The following is a 14,195-nucleotide window of genomic DNA, read 5'->3' as shown; positions in this document are numbered from 1 at the left end:
CATGACCGGGCGGATACGGATCATCATCGCCGACGATCAGGCACTCGTCCGGGGCGCGGTCGCCGCGCTGCTGTCCCTGCAGGCCGACATCGAGGTCGTCGCCGAATGCGCGGACGGCGCCGAAACCGTTGACGCCGCGCGACGTCTGGAACCCCACGTGTGCCTGCTCGACATCGAGATGCCCGGCATGGACGGACTCACCGCGACGCAGGCGATCCGTGCGCTCCCGAACCCGCCGAAGGTACTCATCGTCACCACCTTCGGGCGGATCGGGTACCTGAAGCGGGCTCTCGACGCCGGTGCCTCCGGGTTCACCGTGAAGACGGCACCCGCGGGCGAACTCGCGGAGGCGGTCCGCCGGGTCCACCGGGGGCTCCGGGCGATCGACCCCGTGCTCGCCCGGGAGTCACTGTCCTCCGGAACCAGTCCCCTGACCGCACGCGAGTGCGACGTCCTCCGACTGAGCCTGACCGGAGACACCATCGCGGGAATCGCCGGGCGTCTGGGTCTCTCCCCCGGTACCGTGCGCAACCACATCAGTCACGCGATGGCGAAAACCCACGCCGTCACCCGGACAGAAGCCGCCGTCACCGCCCGCGAACACGGCTGGATCTAGTTCCGCACCCGATCAACGGGCCATGACATCTGTCACCTCCGGGTGGTGACATTTCCGGGATCCGGGACACCCGGCGCGCGGACGACACTGGGACCATGAGAAGCACAGACCCCACCACACCAGTCATCTCGGTCTCCGGAGTGACGAGGGCCTTCGGATCGGGCGACCGCACGGTCCGGGCCGTCGACGACGTCACCCTGGAGATCAACGCCGGCGAGATCGTCGCCCTGCTCGGCCCCAACGGCGCGGGCAAGACGACCCTCATCGACATGATCTGCGGGTTCTCCACGCCCGGGAGCGGATCCATCCGGGTGTTCGGACAGCAGCCGTCCGCGGTCATCGGCAGCGGGCGGATCGCCTGCGTCCCCCAGTCGGGCGGGCTCAATCCCTACCTGACGGTGCAGAGGACCCTGCTGCTCATCGCCGCCGCCCAGGGCGTGGAGACGGGGCGCGTCGACGAGGTCGCCGAACGGGCGGGGATCACCGGGCTGATGAAGCGCCGGGTGAAGAACTGCTCGGGCGGGGAACAGCAGCGCATCAAGTTCGCGGTCTCCCTGATCGCGGATCCCGACCTGATCATCCTCGACGAGCCGACCACGGGCATGGACGCCGGTGCCCGGCGCGAGTTCTGGGCCGCCATCTCCCGGGACGCGGACGCCGGACGGACCATCATCTTCGCCACGCACTACCTCGCCGAGGCGGAGGAACACGCCGAACGGATCGTGGTGATGGCACACGGGGCGATCATCTCCGACGGATCGGTGCGCGACCTCCTGGGTACCCGGGCACGGACGGTGACGATCGCGGGTGTGCCCCCGGAGGACACGGCCCGCGCGTGCACCGGTCTGGACGCCCGGGTGGACGGCGACCGCATCACCGTCACACCCGGCCACTCCGATGAACTCGCCCGCCGGCTCCTCCGGATCCCGGACGCCCGGGACCTGATCATCCACCAGCCGTCCCTCGAACAGGTCTTCCTCGAGCTCACCGCCGAACCCACGGCGCATCCGACGGCTCCGGGCGTCGACACGCACAGCACACACTGAAAGGCAGCCGACCATGACAACGACCTTCCTCAACCGTCTCCTCCGCTCCACCCTCACCGACGTCTCCGTCATGCTCGCCGCGGTGTTCCTCCCCGTGGCGGTGTACCTGGGCGTCACCTTCGACACCGGACAGTGGAACGTCCCGGCCGGGCCGGTCGCCAACCTGCACTTCATCGTCGCCATGTCCATCGCGCTCTACGGCACCGCGACCGTCGCCGCGAACGAGGGCGCGACGATCACGGCGGAACGGGACACGAACTGGCTGCGGACCATCGCACTCACCCGCCTCGGGATGAACCGCTACGTGGCCGTGAAGCTGCTCATCACGCTGGTGGTGTCCGTCGTGCCGATCCTCGCGATCGCGGCGGTCTCCCCGCTGCGGGGCGCCGAGGCCCCGGTCGGCATGTGGCTCGCGGTCGGCGCCTGCTGCCTCGTCGGCGCCGTGATCTTCGGTCTCTTCGGCCTCATGATGGGGCTCTGGTTCTCCGGGTCCACGGTCACCCGCTACATGGGTCTGATCATGATGCTCATCGCGTTCACGGGCAACCTCTTTCTTCCGCTCGAGGGCGTGCTGCTGGACATCGCGCGCTTCACCCCGATGTTCGGCCCGGGCATGCTCACCCGCTCGGTGATCTGGCATCTGAGTCCCGGCACCGGCGGCGGGGCGGACGACCAGCTGTTCCCGCTGTGGCAGCTCATCCTTAACATGGGGGCATGGACGCTCATCTTCGTCGCGCTCGCGTGGCTCGGCCACCGGAGGGGACTGCGCAGGTGAGCCCCCGGACCGTGACCGGCGGGCGGGACCGGATCTCCGTCCCGGCGGCGCTGACCACCGCCCTCTGGCTGGTGTTCCTCGCCCCGGCCGTCGGGGAGGCTCTCACAGGGAATCACCCGGTGTGGGTGCGGGTGGCGTCCGTGACCACCGTCCTCGTGTTCGGTGGTCTCTACGTCGCCCTGTACGGGTTCCTCCTGACGAAGCGGGCGTCCCCGATGACCCGGCGCTGTTCGCTCATGGGTCTGGCCGGTCTGCTCGGGCTCACGGTGCTCAACTGCCTCCTCATCGGACACACCGCGGTCGGCATGCTCTACTACCCGGTCGCGTGGGCCGGGATCGCCCTGCCGATCCTGGTGAGTGCACCCCTGATCGGTGGGTCCGTCGTGGTGTTCCTCCTGGCTGGGATGGAGAACCCGGTGCCGATGTCCATAGGGATCGTCATCCTCGGCTGGGCGATGATCCTCACCCAGCACTACCGGTACCTCGGTCTGCGGGAGGCCGAGACGCAGAACAAGATCGCGATCCTCACGGAGCGGGAGCGCCTCGCCCGGGACATGCACGACACCGTCGGGCAGACGCTGACCGCCGTCACCGTCAAACTCCAGCTCGCCGAGCGTCTCATTGACGCGGCACCGGAAGATGCGCGCGACGAGATCGCGGAATCCCGTGAGTTGACCCGGCGGGCGCTGAACGAACTCCGCAGTGTCGTGGCGGGACTGCGGGAGTCGTCGCTGGAGTTCGAGCTGTCCTGTGCCGCGGACATTCTCGGGGCCGCCGGTATCCGGGCCGACCTGCCCGCGGACCCGCCGGTCGACGAGGACGTGGAGAAACCGATGGCCTGGATCGTCCGGGAGGCCACAACGAACGTCGTCCGCCACTCCCGGGCACGGACCTGCCGGATCACCGTCACCCCACGCAGGCTCGTGGTCGCCGACGACGGCACCGGGTTCCGGGCCCACACGGAGCAGGGCGGCAACGGGCTGCGCTCGATGCGGAGCCGCGTCGAATCATCCGGCGGGACATTCACCGTGGACAGCGGGGAGAACTCGGGGACGACGGTGGAGGTGACATGGCCGTGACAGACAGCATCCGCGTCCTCATCGCCGAAGACCAGGCGCTCGTCCGGGGAGCACTCGTGGCCCTGCTCAACCTCGAACGCGACATCGACGTCATCGCCGACTGCGGCGACGGCGCCACCGCCGTCGATCTCACCGCCGGACACCGGCCCGACGTGTGCCTTCTCGACATAGAAATGCCCGTGACGGACGGGATCACCGCGACCCGGAAGATCCGCGCGCTGGATGATCCACCGCGCGTGCTGATGCTCACCACCTTCGGGCGCGCCGGGTACCTGCGGCGCGCGATGGACTCCGGGGCCAGCGGCTTCATGGTGAAGGACTCCCCGGCGGAGGAACTCGCCGAGGCGATCCGCCGCATCCACGCCGGGCTCACCGTGATCGACCCCGCACTCGCCCGGGACTCCCTCGCCGCCGGGCGCAGCCCGTTGACCGACCGTGAGGCAGAGCTTCTCCGGCTGGCGCTCACCGGGGCGACGGTGGCCGACATCGCCGCAAGCGTGCACCTGACCCAGGGGACGGTGCGCAACCACCTGAGCCGCGCGATAACCAAGACCCACACCGCCAACCGGATGGAGGCCGCCGTCACCGCGCGGGACCTGGGGTGGATCTAGGAAGGGATACTACATCTGCAAATACCTGTAGTGGAATTTCAGAATATTCACAGAGAATAGCACCCCGTAGGCAGCTATCTATATCCAAAGACACGATCCAGATATTTAATTCTCCCTATAAACTGTGGAGGAGTGGGGGAATCATCGACACGCCCCCGCATTTCCAATGCAAGCTCAGAGAAAAAAGCACGCTTATAGGAATACGCATCTTTGAAAAGAACTTCAAATAGCGCGTTTTCCAACATTCCATTCTCGTGAAAAACCGCCAATTGCGACCATTTATACAGGAGGAGTGTTAAAGCCTGATGCTCAGTCAAAAACTCCCCGCCGGAGGGAGTCCGAAAGTGCCACTCCCCATAATCCACAGAGACCTGTGGATCACCACAATACGCTGAAAAATAGTCCTCGTCGGATAGCCTTTTCCAACCATCCAACACAGTAGAACGATATATTTCCCGAACCGCGACAGGGAGATGGTTCCACTGCATCTGCACCTTCCATCCGGGCGCAATTATTTTGAGATAGTTCTCAATACTCCAGTAATCGCGATGTAAATCAATGGTCAATCTCCTCTTTTCAATCCTACGGCCATGCATCCAAAAAGCTAAAGATATAGCAATCTGCACTAGAGCCAAGAAAGAAACCGAAACCGCCGTAATATCATCAATTTTCATAGCGAAGATTTTCAACCCCAATGACGTCGGTTTGTCACAATCTTACATCTGCGCTCACGGCTGCATCGTCTTCATCGTGTCGCCCCGGGCGTTCGCCGCGAGCGCCAGATACAGCTCTGCGCACGCCAGTGCGTCGGTGAGTGCGTTGTGACTGCGGTAGAACGGCAGGCCGTAGCGCCCGCGTACCCGGGGCAGGCGCAGATCCTCACCCCGTGGATAGGTGCCCATGCGTTCCATGTGGCGGCGTTCGACGGCGAAGGTGTCGACGATCGGGACCATCAGGTCGGCACCGAACAGCTGCCTGCACGCGTACCCGAGGAATCCCTGCTCCATGTGCGCGTAGTGGACGAGCATGGCCCGCCCCGCGAGTGCGTCCAGCAGCCGCTCCACCGCCACCGCCGGGTCCTCACCTGCGGCGACGGCGTCGTCCGTCAGACCGTGGACGGTGGCGGACTTCCCCACCGAATCGTCCCCCTCGCCGCTGCGGAGCACGACATGTCCGGCTCCGGCGAGGTCGATGGACCTGCCGTTGACCGGAACCCAACCGATGGACAGCAGCCGGTCCTTTCCCGGGGTCAGTCCGGTGGTCTCCACGTCGACGGCGAGCAGCGGAAGAGTGTCCAACTTGTCGGAGGGAACCGGGAAACTGCTCCGGTAGAACTCCGCGAGTGGCCCGGTCGCGGCGCGTACCGTGCGGGAGCGTTTGTCCAGGCCGAACATCAGATGCTCCTGACCGGGTATTTCGTGGCCAGGGCGTTCTGCATGTTCTTGATGATCTGGAACGCGTCGCGCAGGTGCTCGGAATCGAGCTTGCCCAGCGACTTCGGGTTGATGTGGTAGTTCGGTTCCTCGCCCCGCCGCACCTGCTCCGCCTGTTGCTTGAGGGCGATGGTGTTGAGGAAGTCGAAGGCGTCGATGAGTTCCTCGGCACCGCCCGTGGACACCGCCCCCTGCCCGGCGGCGAGCTTGAGGCGTGGACGGGTACCCACGGCGTCGATTCCGCTGGCGAGCGCGAACAACCGGGCCATCTGGACGATCGCGGCGGTACCGCCCTTCTTCACGTCGAGGGTGTTGGCGTACTCCCCGGAGCGGTCCACCACCAGACCCCGGAAGAGCCCGAGCGGTGGTTCGCGGCGGGCGGCGAGCGCGCCGAGGTGCGCGTGCATCCGCTGTGCACCCTTCGCCTGTTGGACGGCGAAGTCGTGGACCTGTTCAGCGAGGCTCTCCTCGCCGTGGATCGCCCGGAAATCGAAGAACGTCTGCGCGTGGAGCAGCGCATCCGGTTCGGGTGCGGTGATCCAGTTGTGGAACGTGGAGATCCAGGTGGAGACGGTCATCCGCCAGTCCGGGTTCATCGCCATCATGTTGCCCGGGCAGAGCACCTGTCCGGCGGCGGCCAGGCCCTCACACACGTAGGTGGCGAGGTCCGCGAAGTACCGTCCGTGCTCCGCCTCATCGTAGGAGTCGTCGAGCACCATCGCGTTGTCCTGGTCACTCGCCAGCCCCATGCCGCGCCGCCCCTGCGAACCGACGACGACGAAGGCGTACGGGACGGGCGGCTCGCCGAACTTCTCCTCGCCGAGCTGGAGCAGCCGTCGGGCGAGACCGTCGGCGGCGACGGTGAGCAACCCCGTGACCTCCTCCGAACTCGCCCCACGTTCGATGAACCGGACGGCGACATCGTGGGCGTTGTCATAGACCTCACCCAACTCCTCCGGCGTGTTCCTCCTGGACAGGTCAGCCGTGAGATAGATCGGGTCATGGCGCAGTAACCGCATGATGTCCGAGGAACTGACCAGCCCGACGAGGCGTCCGGCGTCGACGACCGGAAGATGGTGGACGCGGCGTTCCGCCATGCGGAGCATCGCCTCGAACGCCGGCATGTCCGAGGTCGCCGTCTTCGGGCCGGCGGTCATGACGGCGGTGATCGGCCCGTCCAGATCGGTGCCGGTGGCGATTCCGCCCCGCATGTCCCGGTCGGTGACGATTCCGGCGAGGTCTCCGCCCCGGGTGATGAGGAGAGAGGAGACACGGTTGTCCTCCATCGTCCGGGCCGCTTCCCTGATGGAGACCCCATCCTCCACCGACACCGGCCCGGTCACCATGAAATCCTCCACGAGGGTTCTCAGAACATCGGAGGCGGACTCCTGACGCAACGATGACGCGGCTGCGGCGATGCGTGCGGACTGCCCCGAGTAGTAGCGCTGGACCTGCGGGTGCTGCTCCGCGAGCTCCGCGAACGCCGTTCGGGGCAGGACCAGGAGCAGCGTGTCCTCGACGGCGATCATGTCGTAGCGGGATGCGGCGCTGTCGCCCACGAGCGTCGAATAGCCGAAGGTACGACCCGCCCCACGCCGATCCAGGAGAATCCCGTCCGAGTCCGTGATGTCCACCGCGCCCGAGCGGATCACGTGGAGGGTGTCGTTGGTGTCCCCCGTCCCCACGATCGTCTCCCCACGACGGACATACCGCATGTCCATCCGCGCCGGCAGATCATCCAGTGCGTCCTCCGGCAACTGCGCGAAAGGATCGGTGGTGGCGAGAAAATCCCGGACCTCATCGAGTTCAACAGACATGAAGCAAGTGTATCCGGTGACCACGGACACAGAGTTCACTTTTCTGTGAGATGGGACATGTTCCGGCGGTCTCCGGTTGTCCCGTGCGACGATCCCGTCAGTCACCGTTCACCGTGAATTCCCTGATCGACCCTGGTGTCCGGCGCCCGCCTTTTGTACGCTTACCGCCACCGGCCCCTGAACAGGCCCGAACCGGTGTCCGACCGATTTTCCGCCCCCGCCCCAGTACCCCAGGCGACCCCCGAGGTGATCCACTTGTCCACCGAACGCGTCCAACCGGGAACCCGCCCCTTCCCCATCAGGGACAACGCACTGCCCCCGGACACCGTTCCGGACGACGTGCTCTGCGCCACCGCCTGCACCAACACCCCGCGATTCGTGCCCCACGGCGACGGATGGGCTCTGGTCCTGGCGACGACCCAGGGGGCACCGGGCAGAAGCCTGTACGCCGATGTCTCGGGAATCACCGACAGATCCCGCCTGGAAGCAGGGCTCATGCGGCCCCACCCCACGGTCCCGAAGGTGAGGGCCTGCGTACTCGCCGTACCGCCCGGATGGCGCGGCAGCGTCCGGTATCTGCCCGTCGACGGAGACGATCCCACCGTCCCCAAAGGTCCGGCGCAGCGCACCTGGTGGAAGAACCTCGTCCGGGGTGCCTTCCTCCCGGAGGGTGAGGAGATACACCACTCGATCGGCCCCGCGACGGTGCTCTCGACCCCCGACGCCGCCACGGACCACGCCACCGGCGAAGGCCCCGACTGGACGTCCCGGACAGCCGCCGTCCCAGCCGTTGAACCACGCTCCGTGCGGCTCGTCGAGACGGGCGGCACGGGGACCCCGCTCGTCGTGTTCGACGGCCCCCTGTTCCACAACTCCGGCGCGATGACCGCGCTCTCGATCCTCGACGTGATCCCCTCCCACATCGCGTTCATCATCCACGGCGACGGCGTCGAGGGGCGCAACCGCGATCTGCTGCGCAACGACGACTTCACCACCGCGGTCCTCGACACCGTGTCCCGGGAGACCGGCGCACCACGGGTCGTCGTCGCGGGTTCCTCCTACGGCGGACTGGGTGCCCTCTACGCCGCCGCGACACACCCAGACAGTGTCGCAGGAGCCATCGCACTGTCCACCCCGTTCTCCCGCTTCGAGGACTGGGAACCGCTCCGCACACTCCCCGACGATATCCGGATCGTCATCGACGGCGGTGAACTCGAATGGCTCATGATGCACGGCTTCGACCACGCGGAAGATCGCCTCCGTGAACTCGGCGTGAACCACATCGCCCGACGGTTCGTCGGCGGCCACGACATCGCCTGCTGGCGCGGACGCATCGCCGAGGACTACGCACTGATCGTCGGGTAGAACACCGGGGCCGGGGTACCGGATAGCATTCCACACATGATGGACACACCACCCGACCCCACACTCCCCGTCAGCGAGTTCGCGTTTCCGGGACCGTTACGCGATGCACTGGTCGCGGCGATTCTCAGCGGAGACAAGACCGCCACCTCCGCCCTGCTGCGCGAACACGAGGCCGAAGGCACCGACCCCCGGACGCTACCGGGCACGCGTGAGGTCGTGGTCGACAGCGACAACCGGCCGGTGTGCGTCATCGAGACAACGGATGTGGTGATCCGCCCGTTCGGCGACGTCGACGATGAGTTCGCCCGCGCAGAGGGTGAGGGGTACACGACCGCACGGGAATGGGCGTCCGCACACCTCGAGTTCTGGCACAGCACCGAATACCGCGGGGCAATCGGCGACCCCCACTTCACCGTCAGCGACGAAACTCCCGTTGTGTGCACCCGTTTCCGGGTGGTGCAGCGGTGAGAGTGGCCCGCTCACACCGCTCACGAACCGGAAGACGTCCACGGACGAAAAACACGGGCCACCGTGTGCCCGGAACGGGACCGGAGAGCACCGGTTCACCGGATTGATCTCCCATGGTCCGGGCAGAGGCCGCAGAGGAATCAGAGCCGCCCCAGCGCTCCGCGCCGCTGGAACTACCCCAGCGCTGCGACGATCCGGTCCCCCACCTCGCCGGTGACGACACCACCGGCGCCGCGGGAGGCGACGTCCTCCGCGACGGCCTTCTCGATGCGTGCGGCGTTGTCCCCGTCGCCCAGGTGGCGCAGGAGGAGTGCGGCGGACAGGATCGCGGCAGACGGGTCGGCGACGCCCTTTCCGGCGATGTCCGGTGCGGAGCCGTGGACCGGTTCGAACATGGAGGGGTTGACGCCCGAGGCGTCGATGTTGCCGGAGGCGGCCAGCCCGATTCCGCCGGTGACCGCGCCGGCGAGGTCGGTGAGGATGTCGCCGAAGAGGTTGTCGGTGACGATGACGTCGTAGCGGGAGGGGTCGGTGACCATGTAGATGGTGGCGGCGTCGATGTGGTTGTAGTCGACGGTGACGTCCGGGTACTCGGTGGCGACGGCGTCGACGGTGCGCTGCCACAGGCCACCGGCGTGGACGAGGACGTTGGTCTTGTGCACGAGGGTCAGGTGCCCACGGCGGGCGCGGGCACGCTCGAAGGCGTCGCGGACGACGCGCTCCGCGCCGAAGCGGGTGTTCTGGCTGACCTCGCTGGCGACCTCGTGCTCGGTTCCCTCGCGGAGAAGGCCGCCGTTGCCCGCGTAGAGACCTTCGGTGCCCTCGCGGACGACGACGAAGTCGATCTCGCCCAGGTCGGCGAGGGGGCTGGCGGATCCCGGGTAGAGCTTCGCGGGCCGCAGGTTCACGTGGTGGTCGAGGGCGAAGCGCATCCTGAGCAGCAGTCCGCGCTCGAGGACACCGGGCGGGACCTCGCCCGGGGCGCCGACGGCACCGAGGAGGATCGCGTCGTGTTCCCTCAGGCTGGCGAGATCCTCGTCGGTGATGGTTTCACCGGTGGCGAGGTAGCGGCGTGCACCGAGGTCGAAGTCGGTGGTCTCGATGTCGTCACGTACCGCGTGGAGGACCTTGAGTGCCTCCGCCGTGACCTCCGGGCCGATTCCGTCGCCGCCGATAACCGCCAGTTTCATTTGATGAGACTCCATTCCCACATAGTGAACTCTTGTGGGTGAGTCTAACACTTGTCCGGCGGTGCCACAGCCCCCGGCCGGGGCCGGATCAGACCTGCCGGAGCACGGACTTCAGTTGCGAACCGGCACCGATGACACCGGTCCTGATCACGGCGTCGACCTGTGTGTCACTGAGACCCGCCGCCACCGGGACACCGACACGTGAGACGAGCCACCAGTCACCGGACTGCTGGACCGCGCACACGGCGGCGGTGGCGGACAACGTGTTGGCGTGGTTGCACAGGTGCAGCAACTGCCCGGGGTCGGGTTCGCCGGTCGCCGGCACCCGCGCGGCGACACGGATGACCACCTGCCCGGGATCGGCGAGGATGATGTCGACGGGGGTTCCGTCCATGGACAGGCACACGGTTTCCGTCTCGTCGTCGAAGGGCACCTCCTCGACGCCACGTGCCGCGAACCACGCGGTGATCCGTTCCCGGGTCAGGGGCGGAAGTTCCGCGACGGTCGGGCGGACGACCCGGCGACCCGGGGTTCTTCCGGTCTCGGGTACGGAGTCCGGGATCGCCGTCGCCATCGCCTCGGCCAGTTCATCGCCGGTGCGGAGGGCCGCCCGGATGAGATCGGCGACCTGCCCCCGGGTGACGCCGTCGCCGACGGGCAGGACGAGCCGGGCGGTGGCGTCGAGCGGGGCGGCATCCGCCGTGGCCGGGGCCTCTCCCGCGGTGAGGACGGTACGCAGCGGTTCCCCTCCGGGTGCCGAGAGGTAGACATGGGGCGCCGGGGGCGCGGAGTTGACCGCGTTCACCGCGACGAGAGCGGTCACGTAGTCGGCTGCCGTGAGGGTGCCGTTGTACCGGAGCAGGGCCACGATCCGGGGATCGTCGGTCCCCGCCTCGACGCTGACGGTGAGGGTGACGGGGCCGTGGTCGACGGTGACGTCGGCACCGGGAGCCGCCGCCCTGGGTTCGAGGCCGATGCTGCGGGCCGCCGACTGTACGAGTGCGGTGTCGGGCCGGGTGGGTTCGTTCATGGAGCTGGGAGGGTCACTTCCTCGGTTCTTGCGTGGTTCTCGCGGTGTTCTCGTGTGGTCCGGTCGGCCGTGGCCGTCCTCTTCCCCGTCCAACCTACGCCACGGGCGTGCAGGCCCCCGGGACCGGTGGCGCCACCGTTTCCTTTTGTGCCGCAACACCGCTAGGATGGGGCACCTGTGTGCCCGATCGGATAGCGCAACGCGCCCGGTCGGGCTTTTTCTTCCTCAGCCGCACCCTCCCCGGTGACCCCGGGGAGCGTCGTGCACCTGACCCGCGGATCGCGCCGAGAAGCGTCGTGAAGCGTCACGGCTGATCCCCCATGATCCATCTGAAAGGCCCCCATGCCACTTGAGCGCTCCGCCGTGAACGACACCCACGGTGACATCAGTATCCCCGCTTCCTTCCGTGCCGCCTTCTCCTCCCCGCGCCGACTGCGCATCGAGGTCCTCGCGGGGCTCGTCGTCGCTCTCGCCCTGATCCCGGAGGCGATCAGCTTCTCCATTCTCGCGGGTGTCGATCCGCGCGTCGGCCTGTTCTCCTCCTTCATCATGGCGGTGACCATCGCCTTCGCCGGTGGCCGCCCGGCGATGATCAGTGCCGCGACGGGTGCGGTGGCGCTCGTCATCGCCCCGCTCGTCGCCTCCCACGGGCTGGACTACCTCATCGCGGCGGTGATTCTCGCCGGTGCCCTCCAGATTCTGCTCGCGGCGACAGGTGTGGCGAAGCTCATGCGTTTCATCCCCCGCTCCGTGATGGTCGGATTCGTCAACGCCCTGGCGATCCTCATCTTCATGGCGCAGATCCCGCACCTGTTCAACGTTCCGTGGGTGGTGTACCCGCTGATGGCGGTCGCCATCGCGATCATGGTGTTCCTGCCCCGCGTGACGACGGCCGTCCCCGCACCACTCATCGCGATCATCGTGCTCACCGCGGTGGCGGTGCTCGGTGGCCTCGATCTCCCCGATGTCGCCGACCAGGGTGAACTGCCCTCCAGCCTGCCGCACTTCCTCATCCCCGATGTCCCGTTCACCCTGGAGACGCTGACGATCATCGCACCGTTCTCCCTCGCGATGGCACTCGTCGGACTGATGGAGTCGCTGATGACGGCGAAGCTGGTCGACGATCTCACCGAGACCCGTTCCGACAAGACCCGTGAGGCCTGGGGCCAGGGTGCGGCGAACATCGCCTCCGGTTTCATCGGTGGCATGGGTGGCTGCGCGATGATCGGCCAGACGATGATCAACGTCAAGGAGTCCCGCGCCCGCACCCGCCTGTCCACCCTCCTCGCCGGCGTCTTCCTCCTGATCCTCGTGGTCACCCTCGGCGACATCGTCGGCCGGATCCCCATGGCCGCACTCGTGGCCATCATGATCATGGTGTCCGTCGGCACCTTCGACTGGCACTCCATCGCACCCCGCACCCTCACCCTCATGCCCTGGTCCGAGACGACGGTCATGCTCGTCACCGTCGCGGCGACCCTCGCCACGCACAACCTCGCCGTCGGCGTGGTCACCGGCGTCATCATGGCTATGGTCATGTTCGCCCGCCGCGTCGCCCACCTGACCACGGTGGAGAAGATCGCCGACGTCGACACCGACGACGACGGGCGGGTCAATCTGCGCACCTACCGCGTCGTCGGCCAGCTGTTCTTCGCCTCGTCGAACGATCTGGTCTACCAGTTCGACTACGACAACGACCCCCCGCAGGTCGTCATCGATCTCACCGACGCCGAGGTGTGGGACGCCTCGACCGTCGCCACCCTCGACGCCATCACCCGCAAGTACGCGGCGAAGGGCACGGAGGTGCAGATCATCGGCCTCGACGGCGCATCGAAGCGGCGCCTGGACAGGCTCACCGGCGAACTCGTCTGACCCGGTGGCCGTGGGTTCCCCGGTCTCCCGTCCTGTTACCCTGTCGGTGACCGGACACCGTTCCCCCGCGCGTACAGGGGCCGACTTTTTCGAGGAACCGGATGCGCACCAGCGACGACCCCACCGCCGCAGGGGACACCACCGGTGGATTCTCCATTCGCCGCTGCCTGAACACGGCCCGCGACACCTTCCTCACGAACACCTGGGGATGGCTCGGATACGGGATCCTCGCGATCCTGTTCCCACCGTTGTTCCTCCGGCACGGGGATTCCGGGGGATCCAGCCCGACCGCCGGGGCGGTCACCGGCGCAGTCATCAACGGTTCAGTGTTCACGGTCTTGTTCGCGCTCGCGTACACCTTCATCATCCGGGCAGCGCTCCGCGACACCGCAGGCGACGGGGGCACCAAGGACGGGAGCACCGGGAACGCCTTCCCGGCGCTCCTGCTGATCGGCGCCGCGTTTCTCACGGTCCAGGCGGCCGCGATCCACGTCGCGGGCCTTTTGGGGCCGGAGTGGGCGCTCATCGACGGGCCGTGGTACTTCCGCCTGCGGCTCACCGCCCTGATCATCACGGCCGTGAGCGTTCTGCTGCTGCCCTTCGTGCTGTTCACCCCGTTCCTCTACACCGCGGGCGCGACGGTCCGTGGGTCCCTCGCACGAGGTCTCGTCATGGGCCGGGCGCACTACCTCAGGCTCGTCGCACTGCTGCTCGTCTGCATCGGGGTCATCACGGCCGGTGTGCTCGCGCTCGGGGTCGGGATCGTGGTCTCGGTCCCCGTGGCGATCCTCACCGTCACCGCCGCCTACCGGCAGCTGACAGACCGGGACGCCTCCACCGGCACACACTCCCGGGCATCCGCGTACACCCGGAAACCCTGATCCCCCGGATGC

Annotated in this window: 14 protein-coding genes; 9 read left to right on the top strand and 5 right to left on the bottom strand. The window is 67.3% G+C overall.

What is annotated here, in order from left to right:
• Position 1 precedes the first annotated feature (1 nt).
• The 5 genes from JIM94_RS08295 to JIM94_RS08275 all read left to right on the top strand — a co-directional run bounded on the left by JIM94_RS08295 (position 2) and on the right by JIM94_RS08275 (position 4,127).
• On the top strand, positions 2-616 hold the full coding sequence (locus JIM94_RS08295) for a response regulator transcription factor (RefSeq protein ID WP_200251833.1): 615 nt from the start codon (positions 2-4) through the stop codon (positions 614-616).
• Between the two features lie 95 nt (positions 617-711).
• Positions 712-1,662, top strand: a complete 951-nt coding sequence (locus JIM94_RS08290; protein ID WP_200251831.1) for an ABC transporter ATP-binding protein — start codon at positions 712-714, stop codon at positions 1,660-1,662.
• 13 nt (positions 1,663-1,675) lie between these two features.
• The gene (locus JIM94_RS08285) at positions 1,676-2,437 is read left to right on the top strand and encodes an ABC transporter permease (RefSeq protein WP_200251829.1); all 762 of its coding nucleotides are present in this window, start codon (positions 1,676-1,678) and stop codon (positions 2,435-2,437) included.
• Positions 2,434-3,516: a histidine kinase gene (locus JIM94_RS11410; RefSeq protein ID WP_200251826.1), complete on the top strand. Its 1,083-nt coding sequence runs from the start codon at positions 2,434-2,436 to the stop codon at positions 3,514-3,516. The genes JIM94_RS08285 and JIM94_RS11410 overlap by 4 nt, the downstream gene beginning before the upstream one ends.
• On the top strand, positions 3,513-4,127 hold the full coding sequence (locus JIM94_RS08275; protein WP_248703005.1) for a response regulator: 615 nt from the start codon (positions 3,513-3,515) through the stop codon (positions 4,125-4,127). Before JIM94_RS11410 ends, JIM94_RS08275 begins: the two co-directional genes overlap by 4 nt.
• Before the next feature lie 74 nt (positions 4,128-4,201).
• Here the strand turns inward: JIM94_RS08275 and JIM94_RS08270 are convergent, their stop codons facing one another.
• The 3 genes from JIM94_RS08270 to JIM94_RS08260 are packed head-to-tail and all read right to left on the bottom strand — an operon-like array spanning position 4,202 to position 7,377.
• Positions 4,202-4,801 carry a hypothetical protein gene (locus JIM94_RS08270; protein ID WP_200251821.1) on the bottom strand — a complete coding sequence of 200 codons (600 nt, stop codon included), beginning with the start codon at positions 4,799-4,801 and terminating at the stop codon, positions 4,202-4,204.
• Positions 4,802-4,855: 54 nt separating this feature from the next.
• Entirely contained in the window at positions 4,856-5,521 is a 666-nt protein-coding gene (locus tag JIM94_RS08265; RefSeq protein ID WP_200251820.1) for an exonuclease domain-containing protein, read from the bottom strand.
• Positions 5,521-7,377 (bottom strand): DUF294 nucleotidyltransferase-like domain-containing protein, encoded by a 1,857-nt coding sequence (locus JIM94_RS08260; RefSeq protein ID WP_200251817.1) that lies wholly within the window; start codon positions 7,375-7,377, stop codon positions 5,521-5,523. Before JIM94_RS08260 ends, JIM94_RS08265 begins: the two co-directional genes overlap by 1 nt.
• A gap of 255 nt (positions 7,378-7,632) precedes the next feature.
• On the opposite strand from JIM94_RS08260, the gene JIM94_RS08255 reads away from it, so the two are divergent.
• A complete protein-coding gene (locus JIM94_RS08255; RefSeq protein WP_200251814.1) occupies positions 7,633-8,742 on the top strand; it encodes an alpha/beta fold hydrolase in 1,110 nt (369 codons plus the stop codon).
• 36 nt (positions 8,743-8,778) lie between these two features.
• A complete protein-coding gene (locus JIM94_RS08250; RefSeq protein ID WP_234039075.1) occupies positions 8,779-9,210 on the top strand; it encodes an ASCH domain-containing protein in 432 nt (143 codons plus the stop codon).
• A 173-nt stretch (positions 9,211-9,383) separates the two neighbouring features.
• Here JIM94_RS08250 and JIM94_RS08245 read toward each other — a convergent pair whose 3' ends face one another.
• Positions 9,384-10,400 (bottom strand): 3-isopropylmalate dehydrogenase, encoded by a 1,017-nt coding sequence (locus tag JIM94_RS08245; protein WP_200251807.1) that lies wholly within the window; start codon positions 10,398-10,400, stop codon positions 9,384-9,386.
• 88 nt (positions 10,401-10,488) lie between these two features.
• Complete coding sequence (locus JIM94_RS08240) at positions 10,489-11,430, bottom strand: YbjN domain-containing protein (protein ID WP_200251790.1); 942 nt, start codon at positions 11,428-11,430, stop codon at positions 10,489-10,491.
• A gap of 342 nt (positions 11,431-11,772) precedes the next feature.
• On the opposite strand from JIM94_RS08240, the gene JIM94_RS08235 reads away from it, so the two are divergent.
• Together JIM94_RS08235 and JIM94_RS08230 are read left to right on the top strand one after the other, a co-directional pair.
• A complete protein-coding gene (locus JIM94_RS08235; RefSeq protein ID WP_200251787.1) occupies positions 11,773-13,302 on the top strand; it encodes a SulP family inorganic anion transporter in 1,530 nt (509 codons plus the stop codon).
• Between the two features lie 101 nt (positions 13,303-13,403).
• Complete coding sequence (locus JIM94_RS08230) at positions 13,404-14,183, top strand: hypothetical protein (protein ID WP_200251785.1); 780 nt, start codon at positions 13,404-13,406, stop codon at positions 14,181-14,183.
• Positions 14,184-14,195: the final 12 nt, after the last annotated feature.

The sequence above is a fragment of the Corynebacterium pygosceleis genome (assembly GCF_016595275.2).
Lineage (GTDB): Bacteria > Actinomycetota > Actinomycetes > Mycobacteriales > Mycobacteriaceae > Corynebacterium > Corynebacterium pygosceleis.
This window is presented reverse-complemented; position numbering and strand designations above follow the sequence as displayed.

Coding starts and splice junctions, on each gene's coding strand:
- JIM94_RS08290 (WP_200251831.1), top strand. CDS start 712: ATGAGAAGCACAGACCCCACCACACCAGTCATCTCGGTCTCCGGAGTG.
- JIM94_RS08245 (WP_200251807.1), bottom strand. CDS start 10,400: ATGAAACTGGCGGTTATCGGCGGCGACGGAATCGGCCCGGAGGTCACG.
- JIM94_RS08230 (WP_200251785.1), top strand. CDS start 13,404: ATGCGCACCAGCGACGACCCCACCGCCGCAGGGGACACCACCGGTGGA.
- JIM94_RS08240 (WP_200251790.1), bottom strand. CDS start 11,430: ATGAACGAACCCACCCGGCCCGACACCGCACTCGTACAGTCGGCGGCC.
- JIM94_RS08235 (WP_200251787.1), top strand. CDS start 11,773: ATGCCACTTGAGCGCTCCGCCGTGAACGACACCCACGGTGACATCAGT.
- JIM94_RS08265 (WP_200251820.1), bottom strand. CDS start 5,521: ATGTTCGGCCTGGACAAACGCTCCCGCACGGTACGCGCCGCGACCGGG.
- JIM94_RS08250 (WP_234039075.1), top strand. CDS start 8,779: ATGATGGACACACCACCCGACCCCACACTCCCCGTCAGCGAGTTCGCG.
- JIM94_RS08260 (WP_200251817.1), bottom strand. CDS start 7,377: ATGTCTGTTGAACTCGATGAGGTCCGGGATTTTCTCGCCACCACCGAT.
- JIM94_RS08285 (WP_200251829.1), top strand. CDS start 1,676: ATGACAACGACCTTCCTCAACCGTCTCCTCCGCTCCACCCTCACCGAC.
- JIM94_RS08295 (WP_200251833.1), top strand. CDS start 2: ATGACCGGGCGGATACGGATCATCATCGCCGACGATCAGGCACTCGTC.
- JIM94_RS08270 (WP_200251821.1), bottom strand. CDS start 4,801: ATGAAAATTGATGATATTACGGCGGTTTCGGTTTCTTTCTTGGCTCTA.